The organism is Peribacillus sp. FSL M8-0224 (assembly GCF_038003055.1).
In the GTDB taxonomy this organism is placed as follows: Bacteria; Bacillota; Bacilli; order Bacillales; family DSM-1321; genus Peribacillus; species Peribacillus frigoritolerans.
Window position 1 is genome coordinate 3484151 of sequence record NZ_JBBOOJ010000001.1, and the last position, 14310, is coordinate 3498460.

General features: G+C 43.7%; 13 protein-coding genes, 1 other RNA gene and 1 other annotated feature. Of the genes, 1 reads left to right on the forward strand and 13 read right to left on the reverse strand.

Going from position 1 to position 14310, the window contains the following annotated elements; all coding sequences use genetic code 11:
• Positions 1-78: 78 nt before the first annotated feature.
• From MKX49_RS16745 to MKX49_RS16785, 9 genes are all read right to left on the reverse strand, one after another.
• Positions 79-1257: an ABC transporter substrate-binding protein gene (locus tag MKX49_RS16745; RefSeq protein ID WP_048684380.1), complete on the reverse strand. Its 1179-nt coding sequence runs from the start codon at positions 1255-1257 to the stop codon at positions 79-81.
• A gap of 549 nt (positions 1258-1806) precedes the next feature.
• Complete coding sequence (locus MKX49_RS16750; protein ID WP_251539712.1) at positions 1807-2514, reverse strand: ABC transporter ATP-binding protein; 708 nt, start codon at positions 2512-2514, stop codon at positions 1807-1809.
• Entirely contained in the window at positions 2514-3293 is a 780-nt protein-coding gene (locus MKX49_RS16755) for an ABC transporter ATP-binding protein (RefSeq protein ID WP_053535808.1), read from the reverse strand. The genes MKX49_RS16750 and MKX49_RS16755 overlap by 1 nt, the downstream gene beginning before the upstream one ends.
• Entirely contained in the window at positions 3268-4239 is a 972-nt protein-coding gene (locus MKX49_RS16760) for a branched-chain amino acid ABC transporter permease (RefSeq protein WP_048684386.1), read from the reverse strand. The genes MKX49_RS16755 and MKX49_RS16760 overlap by 26 nt, the downstream gene beginning before the upstream one ends.
• A 13-nt stretch (positions 4240-4252) precedes the next feature.
• Positions 4253-5131 (reverse strand): branched-chain amino acid ABC transporter permease, encoded by an 879-nt coding sequence (locus MKX49_RS16765; protein WP_034308761.1) that lies wholly within the window; start codon positions 5129-5131, stop codon positions 4253-4255.
• Positions 5132-5207: 76 nt separating this feature from the next.
• The gene (locus MKX49_RS16770; protein WP_251539714.1) at positions 5208-6395 is read right to left on the reverse strand and encodes an ABC transporter substrate-binding protein; all 1188 of its coding nucleotides are present in this window, start codon (positions 6393-6395) and stop codon (positions 5208-5210) included.
• A 186-nt stretch (positions 6396-6581) separates the two neighbouring features.
• Complete coding sequence (locus tag MKX49_RS16775) at positions 6582-7343, reverse strand: tRNA threonylcarbamoyladenosine dehydratase (protein ID WP_054400119.1); 762 nt, start codon at positions 7341-7343, stop codon at positions 6582-6584.
• A 111-nt stretch (positions 7344-7454) separates the two neighbouring features.
• Complete coding sequence (locus tag MKX49_RS16780) at positions 7455-8603, reverse strand: M20 family metallopeptidase (RefSeq protein ID WP_340877102.1); 1149 nt, start codon at positions 8601-8603, stop codon at positions 7455-7457.
• A 257-nt stretch (positions 8604-8860) separates the two neighbouring features.
• Positions 8861-9832: a nuclease-related domain-containing protein gene (locus tag MKX49_RS16785; RefSeq protein WP_340877103.1), complete on the reverse strand. Its 972-nt coding sequence runs from the start codon at positions 9830-9832 to the stop codon at positions 8861-8863.
• Between the two features lie 122 nt (positions 9833-9954).
• Here MKX49_RS16785 and MKX49_RS16790 point away from each other — a divergent pair, with 122 nt between their 5' ends.
• Complete coding sequence (locus tag MKX49_RS16790; RefSeq protein ID WP_340877104.1) at positions 9955-10206, forward strand: hypothetical protein; 252 nt, start codon at positions 9955-9957, stop codon at positions 10204-10206.
• A gap of 163 nt (positions 10207-10369) precedes the next feature.
• Here MKX49_RS16790 and ssrS read toward each other — a convergent pair.
• The 4 genes from ssrS to MKX49_RS16810 all read right to left on the reverse strand — a co-directional run bounded on the left by ssrS (position 10370) and on the right by MKX49_RS16810 (position 14287).
• Positions 10370-10555: non-coding RNA, 6S RNA (ssrS, locus tag MKX49_RS16795), on the reverse strand.
• Positions 10556-10641: 86 nt separating this feature from the next.
• The gene (gene aspS / locus MKX49_RS16800) at positions 10642-12411 is read right to left on the reverse strand and encodes an aspartate--tRNA ligase (RefSeq protein ID WP_340877105.1); all 1770 of its coding nucleotides are present in this window, start codon (positions 12409-12411) and stop codon (positions 10642-10644) included.
• A 12-nt stretch (positions 12412-12423) separates the two neighbouring features.
• Positions 12424-13695, reverse strand: coding sequence for a histidine--tRNA ligase (hisS, locus tag MKX49_RS16805; RefSeq protein ID WP_034308774.1), 1272 nt, complete (start codon positions 13693-13695; stop codon positions 12424-12426).
• Positions 13696-13794: 99 nt separating this feature from the next.
• Positions 13795-14034 (reverse strand) — a binding site (T-box leader).
• Positions 14035-14113: 79 nt separating this feature from the next.
• A complete protein-coding gene (locus tag MKX49_RS16810; RefSeq protein ID WP_053535815.1) occupies positions 14114-14287 on the reverse strand; it encodes a hypothetical protein in 174 nt (57 codons plus the stop codon).
• Positions 14288-14310 lie beyond the last annotated feature (23 nt).

Genomic DNA, 14310 nt, shown 5'->3' on the forward strand with positions numbered 1-14310 from the left:
ATGCTTGAAAAATGAGAATTCGCCAGCACCTTCTTATTAATGAAGGGCCGGCGAAAGGGTTGGAGTTGTTCTCCGAAATTAAGGATTAATTTTTGTGTTGAATACTTGTTTTCCTTCTTTAAATTCAAGGATGGTAGCAGATTTGATTGGATTATGTTTTTCATCCAATGTGAATGTACCCGTAACAAGCTCAAGGTCAGCCGTTTTTTCCAGCGCTTCTTTGATTTTTTCCGAATCCGCTGAACCAGCACGTTTAATCGCGTCTGCAAGGAAGTATCCTGTGTCATATCCTAGGGCATTGAATGCATCCGGGGACTTATCTTTGTACTTCGCTTTAAATGCTGACACAAAATTCTGAATTTTCTCATCAGGGTCACCTGAAGAATAGTGGTTCGTGATGAACGTATTATTTAGAGCTTTTGCACCGGCAATTTCAACTAGCTTAGGAGAATCCCAGCCGTCGCCGCCCATGAATGGAACGTCAAGTCCTGTTTCCCGTGCCTGCTTCACGATCAGACCAGCTTCCTCATAGTAACCAGGAAGGAAAATGAAATCAGGTTTTGCCGATTTCAAACGAGTCAATGTGGAACGGAAATCAGTATCCTTCGCAATGTAAGCTTCCTCAGCAACAACCTTTCCGCCATTCTTTTCGAATTGTTCTTTAAAGGCTGCGGCTAACCCTTTTGAATAATCACTTGAGCTGTCGATATAGATGGCTGCACTTTTCGCTTTGATTTCTTTAGCGGCAAAGTTTGCAGCTACCGTCCCTTGGAACGGATCGATGAAGCTTGTCCTGAAAACGTAATCGTTCAATTTATCCTTGCTGAAAGTGATTTCAGGGCTTGTACCTGAAGGTGAGATGACCGGCACTTTATTATCTTGGGCAATCTGTACTTGTGCAATCGAGTTCGTGCTTGTTGCTGCGCCTACGATCGCTGCAACCTGATCTTGTGATGTCAGCTTGATCGCTCCGCTTGTCGCTTCGGACGCTTCAGATTTATTATCGACTTTAATTAGTTTGATTTTTTTACCGTCAATGCCTTCTTTATTGATTTCTGCAGTTGCAAGCTCCAGACCTTCTGCAATCGATTGTCCATATGAAGCGACACCGCCTGATAATTCAAGGTTGACACCGATTTTGATCGTATCTCCATCCCCGCTTGATTTTTCAGATGAACCAGAGCCGGAACAACCCGCTAGCACTCCTGCAGCAAGTGATAGAGAAAGGAATGCACTTGCTAATTTTTTCTTTTTCATAAATAATCCCCCCATTTTGTAATCAAGCTCTGATGCATGAATATTTATTCATGATGCTTCAGAAAAAAATTGATTAGATGAAATGTTTCAAATTAAATTAATATTTCGAAAAATAGTTTACCGCATAATTTTCATTCCGTCTATACAATAATTGCGAGAAGATTTCGCTAGATAGGATATTTTTCACAGGTAGTGCTCTATCATTTTTATCTTTATATATTTTAAATATTGCGAAAACAAGCGATATAATCAGAAAAAACTGATAATTAAATTATATTGATATTACAAAATCCTTATTTATAGATCAAAAAATTTTATTCATTCTCTTATTTCTCTCATCCTATTAATTACATTTTTACCAAAATACAAGTATATTGATAGGGAATTAAACCCAGTTTTTTCGTGTTTTTTTAGTCTTAATTCCTATATCAAAATTGAATAATACTATATTGGATGTATAAAATCATGCATGAAACCCTGTGCTTTTTTATCTTCCTGCATATTTTGCATAACCCGATCAACAAACAAAAAAACCGCCAAACGTCGGTTTTAGTGGCCTCCTAAATAGGCCATTTTTATTTCTTCACTTGATGTTAGTTCCTCGGCATTGCCCGACAGGACGATTCGGCCCGTTTCAACGACATACGCCCGATCCGCAATGGATAAGGCGAGGTTGGCGTTTTGCTCGACCAAAAGGATCGTTGTGCCGGACTCACTGATTTCCTGGATGATGTTGAATATTTGCTTCACCAGAAGCGGTGCAAGGCCCATCGAAGGTTCATCGAGCAGTAATAATCGCGGTTTCGCCATTAAAGCCCGACCCATTGCAAGCATCTGCTGTTCGCCGCCTGAAAGCGTGCCGGCCTGCTGTTTGATTCTCTCCAGCAGCCTCGGAAATAGCTCGTATACCTTTTCCATATCCTTATGGATGCCATCTTTGTCTTTCCGCAAATAAGCTCCAAGCTCCAGGTTTTCTGCCACCGTCATGTTGGCGAAGACACGTCGTCCTTCAGGTACATGGGATATGCCCATTTTCACGATGGCCTGTGCCGCTTTTCCCCCAATCGAATCGCCTTCAAACAGAACTTTCCCTTGCTTTGGTTTTAACAGACCGGAAATCGTTTTGAGCAGCGTGCTTTTTCCCGCTCCGTTCGCCCCGATCAAAGTCACGATTTCCCCCTCATTTATCTCCATGGAAACCCCTTTTAGCGCTTGGATATTGCCGTAATAAACATTGATGTCTTCTATTTTCAGCATCAGGAAACCTCCTCCCCTAGATATGCCTCGATAACCTTTGGATCGTTGCGGATTTCTTCCGGCTTTCCGTGAGCGATGAGCTGTCCATGATCAAGGACATAAATCCGTTCGCATACACCCATGACCAGTGACATATCATGTTCGATGAGCAAAACGGTAAGGTTGAATTCCTTCCGGATAAAAGCAATGAGGTTCATTAATTCTTTCGTTTCATGGGGGTTCATTCCGGCTGCCGGTTCGTCCAGTAAAAGAAGTTTCGGATTGGCGGCAAGGGCACGGGCGATTTCCAGCCGCCTTTGCTGTCCGTATGGAAGGTTTTTAGCTTTTTCATCCTTAAAATGGTCTAGATTGAAAATCCGCAAAAATTCGAGTGCCTTTTCATCCATTTCCTTTTCCCCTGAAAAATGTCCGGGCAACCGGAATATGGAGCTTGGAATTCCATGCTTGGCAAGCGAGTGGTAAGCAACCTTCACATTATCGATTACGGATAGCTCACTGAAGAGGCGAATGTTTTGAAAGGTCCTCGAGATCCCTTTTCGGGTAATTTTATAAGGCGGCTGCTTATTTAGATTTTCCCCGTTTAAGGCGATCGTTCCTTCTGTAGGGACATACACACCCGTCAATAAATTGAAGAAGGTCGTTTTCCCAGCTCCATTCGGCCCAATCAGGCCTACAAGTTCCCCTGGAAATAATTCCACGTTCACATCGGACACCGCTTTCAATCCGCCAAAGCGGATACCCACCGAATCTACCTTAAGCAACGGTATTGTGGCTTCCATCCTTTGGGCCCCCTTTCGTTTTTTTATGTGTGAACAATGATGTGATTTCTTTTGTTCCCATTAACCCCTGCGGACGGAAAATCATCATCAGGATCAGGACAAGACTGTAGATGATCATTCTCGTTTCCGGATAATCCTGAAGGAATGTCGTCACGATCGTCAGTAAAATGGCGGCCAAAACCGAACCTGAAAGACTTCCAAGACCGCCAAGTACGACGAAAATCAGTATATCGAAGGATTTCAGGAAACCGAAATTCGATGGCTGGATAATATAAAAATTATGGGCATAGAGCGATCCGGCAATTCCGGCAAAAAAAGCTCCGATGACGAAGGCCGCCACTTTATAATAGGTCGTATTGATTCCCATCGCATCAGCCGCCGTTTCATCTTCCCTTACGGATATGCATGCACGCCCGTGAGTCGAATTGGTGAAATTCCTGATCACTAAGACGGTGATCATCACACAGGCAAAAACCCATGGCCAAGAAGTCAGGTGGGATACCTGCATCCCGCTTGCACCGCCTACATATTCAATATTCAAAAGGACGATCCGGACAATTTCCCCAAAACCAAGGGTAGCTATCGCCAGGTAATCCCCCTTCAGGCGCAAGCTGGGTATTCCGATCACCATACCCGCAACAGCGGCGATGACGCCCCCAGTCAATACAGCTATGATGAAAGGAAGTTCCAGCTTCATTGTCATGACTGCCGAAGCATAGGCCCCAACCGCTAAAAAACCGGCATGCCCGATCGAGAATTGCCCGGTTATTCCAATGATTAAATGAAGGCTCGTCGCCAGCATGATATTGATGCCGATGAACATGAGCGTGTTGATATAAAATGGATTGAGGATACCGTTTGAAATGGTGTACTGCATGATTCCGAAAAAAATAAGTGCGAGCACGATCGAGAGCCAAAAACCCTTTGAATTCTTTAAAGTAGTCATCGCCATGTCTCCCCTATACTTTTTCTCTTTTATTTTTACCGAACAGTCCCTGCGGCAAGAAAATCAAAATCAAGATAAGTACGACGAAAGCCACACCATCGCGCCATAATGAGTAACCGGCTGCACTGACCAAAGCCTCGATCACACCAAGCAGCAGACCGCCGACCATCGCTCCCGGAATGATGCCGATGCCGCCCAAGACGGCTGCAACAAATGCTTTAAGGCCAGGAAGGACCCCCATCAACGGTTCGATTTTAATATAGTAGATGCCAAAAATGACACCAGCCGCCCCTGCCAGGGCCGAACCTATGGCGAACGTAGCTGAAATCGTATTGTTCACATTGATTCCCATCAGCTTGGCAGCCTCGGAATCGAATGAAACGGCACGCATCGCTTTGCCGATTTTTGTTTTATGGACAACGAATTGTAGGATGATCATTAAAATGATGGATACGGATAAGATCAATATCGATTGACTGCTGATGGAAACTCCGAATATATCGAGTTTATCCATCGGAAGGACATTATTTGGATAGGCTTCCGGCTGGGCGCCCCGGATGTAAATCAGCCCATTTTCTATCAGAAGGGAAACACCGATGGCCGTTATCAAGGCCGCAATCCGTGTTGCATTACGAAGGGGTTTATAAGCAATGCGTTCAATTAAAACGCCAAAGATGGCACATGTGGCCATCGAAATCAATAAAGCCGGTATGAAGGATAAGTCCATTACGGTAATGGCGTAAAAGCCCACAAATGAACCAACCATGAATACGTCGCCATGGGCGAAGTTAATGAGCTTGACGATTCCGTATACCATCGTATAGCCAAGCGCGATCAAAGCATAAATGCTTCCGAGTGAAATGCCATTTACCAATTGCTGAATCAGTTCCATATTGCACTCTCCCCGTTAAGGTGTTTTTTAAGTGAATATAGAATAGGAGGGACTTGCCCCCTATCCACGTAAGGTATTATGGATTGATTTTTGTCTTGAATGTTTGTTTGCCATCCACATATTCCAAGATGGTCGCCGATTTGATCGGATCATGATTTTCATCAAGGTTCAGCGTACCGGAAACTAATTGAAGATCTTTAACATCTTCCAACGCTTGTCTGATTTTTTCAGGGGAAGCATCTCCAGATCTCTTGATGGCGTCTGCCAGGTAGTACCCAGTGTCATACCCAAGTGCGGCAAAGGCATCCGGTGTTTTATCGTATTCCTTTTTGAAGGCTGCAACGAAATCCTGGATTTTTGCATCTTCATCTTCCGGGGAATAGTGATTCGTGATATACGTATTTTTTAAAGCATCCGCTCCGGCAATTTCAACGACCTTCGGGGAATCCCAGCCGTCCCCGCCCATGAATGGAAGGTCTATGCCGTCTTCACGTGCCTGTTTTAAGATCAATCCGACTTCCTCATAATAACCAGGAAGGAAAACGAACTCAGGTTTTGCCGATTTGATACGTGTCAATGTAGAACGGAAATCAGTATCTTTCGTTACATAAGCTTCTTCCGCCACGATTTTACCGCCCTTGGCAGTGAATGCTTCTTTAAAAGCTGCGGCCAATCCTTTAGAATAATCACTTGCGCTATCCACATAGATCGCAGCCGTCTTTGCTCCAATTTCGTCAGATGCGAAATTGGCAGCCACCGTACCTTGGAATGGATCGATAAAGCAAGTTCTGAACACATAATCATTTAATTTTCCAGCTTTGTTGGTAATGTCGGGATTTGTTGCAGTTGGTGTAAGGAGAGGAACTTTATTATCTTGTGCGACTTGAACCTGTGCCAATGTATTCGTGCTCGTTGCAGATCCGACTACAGCCACAACCTTGTCCTGGCTGACTAACTTGATCGAACCGCTTGTAGCTTCTGCTGCGTCTGATTTATTATCAACCTTAACGATTTCCAGTTTTTTACCGTCGATGCCCTCTTTATTAATCTCATCGATGGCCAGTTTCAAACCATCTGCAGCCGATTGGCCGAATGATGCCGTACCTCCGGATAATTCCAGGTTGGCCCCAATTTTAATTGTGTCACCCGATTTTGATGAACCCCCGCCTGAACTGCTAGTTTTCGAGTCGCCGCTGCAACCTGCCAGCGCCCCTGCAACCAATGAAAGTGATAGAAACACTCCTGCTAGCTTTTTCTTCTTCATTTGAAACCCCCTTGTTTTGTATGTTCTTTTAAACAAATAGAATATCTGAATAAAAATAATATTCTGAAAATAGTTTATCTCATTCTTTCGACCCCGTCTATATGATATGGATAAAAAAGTTATTAAAAGGGAATATCTACTATTCGACACAAAAAAACTGACCCATTGTAGAGTCAGTTGATTTTATCAATCGTTTACACGGCGAACTTCAATGTCTTTTAATAGATCATTGATCACCCAGCTTGCTGCAATTAAACCCGCAACGGATGGTACGAATGCATTCGAAGACGGAGGCATTTGGGCTTTACGGATTTTTGCCTCATCATTGCCGACTTCTTTCCGCACATCCTCACGAATGACAATAGGGCTCTCGTCGGAAAAGACAACGGGAATTCCCTTTGTTATGCCCTCTTTACGCAATCTAGTACGAATGACCTTGGCTAGCGGATCGGTATGCGTTTTGGAGATATCGGCAATTTGAAAACGCGTCGGGTCCATCTTATTAGCGGCCCCCATGCTTGAAATCACCTTGATATTCCGTTTCAGGCATTCCTTCATCACATGCATTTTATAAATGACCGTATCCGATGCATCAATGACATAGTCCAGACCATAGCTGAAGAATTCCTCAAACGTCTCTTCTGTATAGAACATTTTAAGAGCGATCACTTCGCAGTCAGGATTGATGTCTTGAATTCGATTTTTCATCAATTCCGCTTTCGGTTGACCGACTGTTGATAATAGAGCATGGATCTGCCTGTTTACATTTGTGATGTCGACATCGTCTTTATCAACAAGAATAATGCGGCCTACACCGGTGCGTGCCAATGCTTCGGCTGAAAATGAACCAACGCCTCCAACACCCAGGACAGCAACGGTCGTGTTTTTCAGAATATCGATTCCTTCCTTGCCAATTGCCAATTCATTACGTGAAAACTGATGCAGCATATATATTCAACTCCAATAAATTCTGTTCTTATTTAGCTTCCCAATTAACAATATATCATAAACATCATTTATGACAAGCGAAATATGAGCAGTCTAATCGGAATTAGTGTGCTAGGTCATTTTTGCTAATTTTTGAATGACGGTTGCCAATAGGAGTGTCCTTTCCGTAAGGCTGGGAATTTCCAAATACTCCTCTTCACTATGTGCATTCCCTCCAATGGGCCCGAGTCCATCCACTGTCGCGATGCCCAAATCAGAAGTGATGGAAGCATCGGAACCTCCACCCGTGGCCGTATCCGTGATTTCGATGCCGATTTCCTTCCCAGCCTGACGGATCGTCTCTAAAAGCAAGTTCGTTTTCTCATTCTTTTCCATGGGAGAGCGGTCCATTTTCCCGCTTAATGTCGTTTTCGTTCCTGGAATATAGGTTTCGGCACAGATTTTTTTCAGTTGCTTGAGGATGATGGCTTCCTGCCTTTTTTCCGAAATCCGCACATCCACAAAAGCGGCAGCATGGGAAGCGATTGTATTGACAGCGGAACCTCCATCAATCATACCGACATTCACGCTGATTCCTTTCTGCTGATCATTCAATCGATGTAAGGCGATGATCTTATGGGCCAATTCTTCAATTGCACTTCGTCCCTTTTCCGGCTCGATCCCTGAATGGGCGGCCACCCCCGCAATATCCACTTTAAACTGACCGCATCCCCTTCTTGCCGTGACAAGCGAACCGTCCGTCCTTGCCGGTTCAAGAATTAGCGCAAACTTCTTATTGGCTGCCTTTTCCGATATGAGTGAAGCAGATGACGGAGACCCGATCTCCTCATCACTATTAAAAATGATCTGGATATGCTTATAGCCTGTCTGCCCCGTCTGTTTCAGGCAAAGGATCGCATAAAAAAGCTCAACCAAACTAGACTTCATATCCGCCACACCAGGACCGTATGCCCGATTTCCCTTCACTTTAAAAGGACGTTTTTGCGCTGTCCCCTCCGGAAAAACCGTATCCATATGGGCAACGACCAGAATATGCGGTTGATGCGCATCACGATGCTGGATGACCAGCTGATTGCCATAACTCTGTTGCTCAACGGTATCCACAATAAAATCCAGGCTTTCAAATTTCGTTTTCAAAATCGAACCAATTTCATCAATACCCTTTTTCGTATGAGAACCACTATCTATATTCACTAGCCGCTCCACTAATTGAAGCATTTCCATCCTCTTTGCATACAATAAATCTTTCAAAGCCCTCACTACTTTCTATCCTTGGCTGACTATTGCTCAACCTTACTATAATTTACGAATCTATATTGCGTAATGTTACTTAAATGGGAATATTTGAAGTATATTCGATGGTTTTTTGGTTGTTTTATTTGAGTTTGGGGTCTTTATTCGTGAGTTTACGCCGTTTACTCGTGAATTTGGCTCTTTTACTCGTGAGTTTACGCCGTTTACTCGTGAATTTGGCTCTTTTACTCGTGAGTTTACGCCGTTTACTCGTGAATTCTTATTTACTCGTGAATAAATCCATCAAGTCTGTAAGCTCTATTTTTAAATTGCCCCGAATAAGGCAATTCCAGTGCAGACAGCATCCGCTGCATGATATCAATTGAATCTATTTGTAAAAAAAGCCGTGCTTGTTTATTTGTTATATTGGGTTTTATGAGGAGAGCAAAATCGCGAAGAGTTTGAATGTGGGCATCTTTGGAGGCATAAGAACATTGACTGCATGACCATTTTCCCCAGTGATAGTGCATATGGAGAGCAGCACATTCAGGACATTGAACGCTTTTTAGCAGATCTTGCTCATCGATTTGATATAAATTGAGTATATCAGGATTATGTGGAGTGTTCTTTTGCAGAATCGTGTTCGAAAGTCTAGTGCTCTGCCTTTGGGTTAATTGCTCAGAAGGATACTTTTCTTCAAGGGTGTGAATTTTGTTGATCAGGGTTTCTTTTCCCGTGATTTTTTTGAAAATGGGGGTAAAACCTGGGGTAGTCCTGATGATCGTATTCGAGTTTGCATTGGCAATTAACGTTTCAATCGGCAGCGAGGGGAATTTGTGAAAAGTAAGCCAATCATTTAATCGGGATTTTTGCACGTCGACCTGGATTAGCGGATCCAGATATGCTTGTTCCTGTCCGTCTTTTGAACGAATCAATTGGGGATAGGTGCGGTCAAAATAGAGCGTTCCCGCAAAGTTTTTCACTTCAATGATGAGACAGTAATTCCGGGTGATTATTAGGAAATCCATTTGAAAATAACGGCTCCCAGCGTGGTCTAACCTCAAATCATGAAATACTCGATATTCTTTCGGAAGATCCTTCAACTCCTTTCCGATACTCCGCTCCCCGTTAAATCCTGTACGGATTTTCCGGAAATCGTTCTTTATTCTTTCCTGTTTTGGATGATTGGCTGATAGCCTTCTGCTTAATGCCTCCAGTTTGAGCATTTTCATAGGCCTTTCACACGGTTTTAACATCCATACATCAACTCCTTCTCCTTTAGCTTCTTTATTAATGCCCTTTTTTCCTGCTAGGATCTGAAATCAGACGTTTTACCGTAATTTCACTCTTTTTAATCCATGAGATTTGTAGCTTACTCGTGAATTTGGCTCATTTACTCGTGAATTTGCACCATTTACTCGTGAGTTCACCCCATTTACTCGTGAATTTGGCTCTTTTACTCGTGAGTTTGCTATTTACTCGTGAGTTCACCCCATTTACTCGTGAATTTGCGCCGTTTACTCGTGAATTTGCACCATTTACTCGTGAGTTTGCGCCATTTACTCGTGAGTTTGCGCCATTTACTCGTGAATTTGGCTCTTTTACTCGTGAGTTTGCTATTTACTCGTGAGTTCGCCATTTACTCGTGAGTTCACGCCATTTACTCGTAAGTTCGCCGTTTATTCGTGAATTTCTGCCATTTACTCGTGAGTTTGCGCCATTTACTCGTGAGTTAACTATTTTAACGCACAAAAAAACCCATGTTATTTAACATGAGTTGCTTTGTAAGGTGTAAGAGTCCCAATTGTGCCGTTTACGCCTTTGTTTTGAACCCGCTCTCCGCAGGTGGGTGCTCGGTTCCTCGCGTTTGTAAGTCCTCTTCGAGGGAGGCTTTTACGCGGCCAGGAAACTAGTGCTCCCGGTAACTATAAGTGTTCGGTCAAAACTTATAGGTTAAAGAACGAACACATCAGGACTCTTACTTATTGAAAACATCATAGCATAATGCTTAACTCTGTTTCAAGGAAAAACACCTAGGTATTTTTTCATATTTTTCCCAAATGAATTATTTTTTAAGTGCAGCAAGCCTTAGGTTAAGTTCGGCCAATTGCTTGTCACTTACGGTACTCGGTGCGTCAACGAGCAGGTCGCTTGCGCTTGCTGTTTTCGGGAACGCGATGGTGTCGCGAAGGTTCGTGCGGCCTGCAAGCAGCATGACCATGCGGTCCAGTCCAAGGGCGATTCCGCCGTGTGGTGGTGTTCCATATTCAAATGCATCCATTAGGAAGCCGAATTGTGCGTTTGCTTCTTCTTCGGAGAATCCAAGAACTTTGAACATTTTTTCCTGAACGTCGCGTTCGAATATCCGCAGTGATCCACCGCCAAGTTCGTAGCCGTTCAAGACAAGGTCATATGCTTGTGCACGGACGCTTGCTGGGTCTGATTCCAGTTTGTCCATGTCTTCACGGAATGGCATTGTGAATGGATGGTGTGCTGCATAGTAGCGTCCTTCTTCTTCGTCATATTCAAGTAATGGCCAGTCCGTCACCCATAGGAAGTTGAATTTGCTTTGATCGATCAAGCCTCTTTCTTTACCAAGCTTGATGCGAAGTGCTCCAAGTGCATCTGCGACTATGCCTTTCTTATCCGCCACGAAAAGGATTAAATCGCCCACTTCAGCTTCCAGTTCAGATACTAATTGCTGTTGATCTTCTGCGAAGAATTTGGCGATTGGCCCTTTTACACCGTCTTCTTCAACTTTTAGCCATGCAAGGCCTTTAGCACCGTAAATCGCTGCAAATTCAGCCAAGCCATCAATGTCTTTACGGGAATAATCCGCATTTCCGTCCTTAACGACGATTGCCTTAACTTGACCGCCGCTTGCAACAGCACCGGTGAACACTTTGAAATCACTGTCTTTGACGATATCGGAAACATCTTTAAGTTCCATTCCGAAACGCGTATCCGGTTTGTCGGAACCGTAACGGCTCATCGCTTCGTTGTAAGTCATTCGAGGGAATGGCAGTGTTACGTCCAATCCTTTTACGTCTTTCATCACTTTAGCCATCATGTTTTCTGCCGTGTTAATGATATCTTCTTGGCTCATGAAGCTTGTTTCAATATCGATTTGCGTGAATTCAGGCTGTCTGTCAGCACGTAAGTCTTCATCACGGAAACAGCGGGCAATTTGATAATAACGTTCGAAACCGGATACCATCAATAGCTGCTTGAAGATTTGCGGTGATTGCGGAAGTGCATAGAACTCCCCTTCGTGTACACGGCTAGGCACTAAATAATCACGTGCTCCTTCCGGTGTACTTTTTGTTAAGATAGGTGTTTCGATATCAAGGAAGCCTTCACCGTCCAAGTAATCACGGATCGCTTTTGTTGTTTTGTTGCGCATTTTCAATGTTTCGAACATCGCCGGACGACGCAGGTCCAGATAACGATATTTCAAGCGGATGTCTTCTGATACATCCGTTCTTTCATCAATGATGAATGGAGGGGTCTTTGCTTCGTTTAAAATTGTAACGTTTTCGGCTTGAACTTCGATGGTCCCTGTTGTTACGTTCGGATTGAAGTTGGCTTCGTCACGTTTGATGACTGTCCCTTGGATATCAAGGACGTATTCATTACGGATTTTTTCGGCTGTGGCAAGCGCGTCTGCCGAAATGTCCGGATTGAAAACGACTTGGACGACTCCGCTTCTGTCACGTAGGTCGATAAAGATGACCCCGCCCAAATCCCGGCGTTTTTGTACCCATCCTTTTAATGTTACTTTTTCACCAATAGCTGCTTCTGTCACTTCACCATTGAAGTATGTTCTGCCAAACATGGTATTTCCCCCTTAAGCCTGTAGCTTTTTGAATTGTTCAACGAATGTTGCAAGATCCATTTGGACTTGTTCACCGGTTTCCATAAACTTTACATTGATTTTATTATTTGCCAATTCATCATCCCCAAGTGTCGCCACATATCTTGCTTCGAGGCGGTCGGCTGATTTGAATTGTGCTTTCACTTTACGATCTTGATAGTCTTTTTCGACGGTAAAACCGGCATTCCGCAATTGATGGGCAAGTTTGACGGTATAATCCTTGGCTGTTTCGCCTAGTGAGACAAGATAGCAGTCAATTCCCTTTTTGATCGGAAGCTCGATGTTTTCTGCTTGGAGGGCAGCAATCAGCCGTTCAATGCTAAGTGCAAAGCCGATTCCTGGTGTTTCCGGTCCGCCAAGTTCTTCAGCCAGCCCGTTATAACGGCCGCCGCCGCAAAGTGTAGTGATGGCGCCAAAGCCTTCTGCATCACTCATGATTTCAAATGCAGTATGATTATAGTAATCCAAGCCCCTCACTAGAGTCGGATCTTCGACGAAATCGATTTCCAAATCGGTTAAGTGCTGTTTCACCTTTTCGAAATAAGTACGGGATTCATCATTTAAATATTCAATGATGGAAGGAGCCGTGTTCATCAATTCGTGATCGTGATCCTTTTTGCAATCCAGGATACGCAAAGGATTTTTTTCGAGGCGGTTTTGACAATCGCCGCAAAACTCGCCGATGCGTGGTTCGAAATGTTTGATTAACGCATTGCGATGCGCTGTCCGGCTTTCCTTATCACCAAGGCTGTTGATGACTAGCTTCAGCTTTTTCAAACCAAGTTCCTTGTATAGGTTCATCGCAAGTGACAGAACCTCTGCATCGATTCCGGGATCCTTACTTCCTAAAGCTTCGATGCCGAATTGAACGAACTGGCGGAATCGACCTGCTTGCGGACGTTCGTAACGGAACATCGGCCCGATATAATAAAGCTTGACCGGTTGATTGGCCCACCCGAACATTTTGTTCTCGATATATGACCGTACAACCGATGCAGTGCCTTCCGGACGAAGGGTTAAGTTCCTTTCACCGCGATCTTGAAATGAATACATCTCTTTTTGAACGATATCGGTTGTATCCCCAACACCGCGTAAAAATAATTCCGTGTGCTCAAAAATCGGTGTGCGGATTTCTTTATATTGGTAACGGTGACAAATATCACGCGCTGTGTTCTCGATATATTGCCAAATTTCCGTTTGGCCAGGCAATAAATCCTGGGTACCTCTAGGAATCTGAATAGACATATGTGTTTCCTCCTTTAAAGCATAGCGCCCTTTCTTATACGGCACGCTATACTGATTTTTTCCAAACAAAAAACTCCCGCCCCTTGTAACGTATATGTTACAAGGGACGAGAGTTTGGATATCCCGTGGTGCCACCCTAGTTGAAGCACAAAATTAAAGTGCCCCCGCTCAAAAACAGTTAACGCCTGTTTTACGTCCATCTCCTATTAAGTAAATCCGTTCGGAGTGAAGCCTACGGAGGGTTCTTTCATTAAGTCATCATGTGGAATGCTTTCAGCCTCGGCATTTCCTCTCTTTTTCATGTGTTTCTTAATTACTCTTCTCCATCATTGGTTATTGCAGTAATAAGTCTGATATTTTATAATCATACGGACGTTAACATCAAATGTCAAGGCAGATTGAGGATTTTTGTCGCTTTTTACTGGTTCAAACGTTTTTTCAAATTTTTGACCGTCCGGACATTGACCCCGAATTCGGATGCCAATTCAACAAGGTTTGCGCTTTGTTCCTTTTGGATGAAATCGTGAAAATCGACACCCAGTACTTGGTTGCCTCCGCTTAAGCTCGTTTGATCTTTTTCGCTGAATTTCATGTGGTTTCCCTCCTACAGTTATA

What these genes read in the sequence shown, in the direction of transcription:
- MKX49_RS16770 (WP_251539714.1), bottom strand. Translation starts at nt 6,395, where the DNA reads ATGAAGAAGAAAAAGCTAGCAGGAGTGTTTCTATCACTTTCATTGGTT.
- MKX49_RS16785 (WP_340877103.1), bottom strand. Translation starts at nt 9,832, where the DNA reads ATGTTAAAACCGTGTGAAAGGCCTATGAAAATGCTCAAACTGGAGGCA.
- MKX49_RS16755 (WP_053535808.1), bottom strand. Translation starts at nt 3,293, where the DNA reads ATGGAAGCCACAATACCGTTGCTTAAGGTAGATTCGGTGGGTATCCGC.
- MKX49_RS16760 (WP_048684386.1), bottom strand. Translation starts at nt 4,239, where the DNA reads ATGACTACTTTAAAGAATTCAAAGGGTTTTTGGCTCTCGATCGTGCTC.
- MKX49_RS16745 (WP_048684380.1), bottom strand. Translation starts at nt 1,257, where the DNA reads ATGAAAAAGAAAAAATTAGCAAGTGCATTCCTTTCTCTATCACTTGCT.
- MKX49_RS16810 (WP_053535815.1), bottom strand. Translation starts at nt 14,287, where the DNA reads ATGAAATTCAGCGAAAAAGATCAAACGAGCTTAAGCGGAGGCAACCAA.
- MKX49_RS16775 (WP_054400119.1), bottom strand. Translation starts at nt 7,343, where the DNA reads ATGCTGCATCAGTTTTCACGTAATGAATTGGCAATTGGCAAGGAAGGA.
- MKX49_RS16765 (WP_034308761.1), bottom strand. Translation starts at nt 5,131, where the DNA reads ATGGAACTGATTCAGCAATTGGTAAATGGCATTTCACTCGGAAGCATT.
- aspS (WP_340877105.1), bottom strand. Translation starts at nt 12,411, where the DNA reads ATGTTTGGCAGAACATACTTCAATGGTGAAGTGACAGAAGCAGCTATT.
- MKX49_RS16750 (WP_251539712.1), bottom strand. Translation starts at nt 2,514, where the DNA reads ATGCTGAAAATAGAAGACATCAATGTTTATTACGGCAATATCCAAGCG.
- hisS (WP_034308774.1), bottom strand. Translation starts at nt 13,695, where the DNA reads ATGTCTATTCAGATTCCTAGAGGTACCCAGGATTTATTGCCTGGCCAA.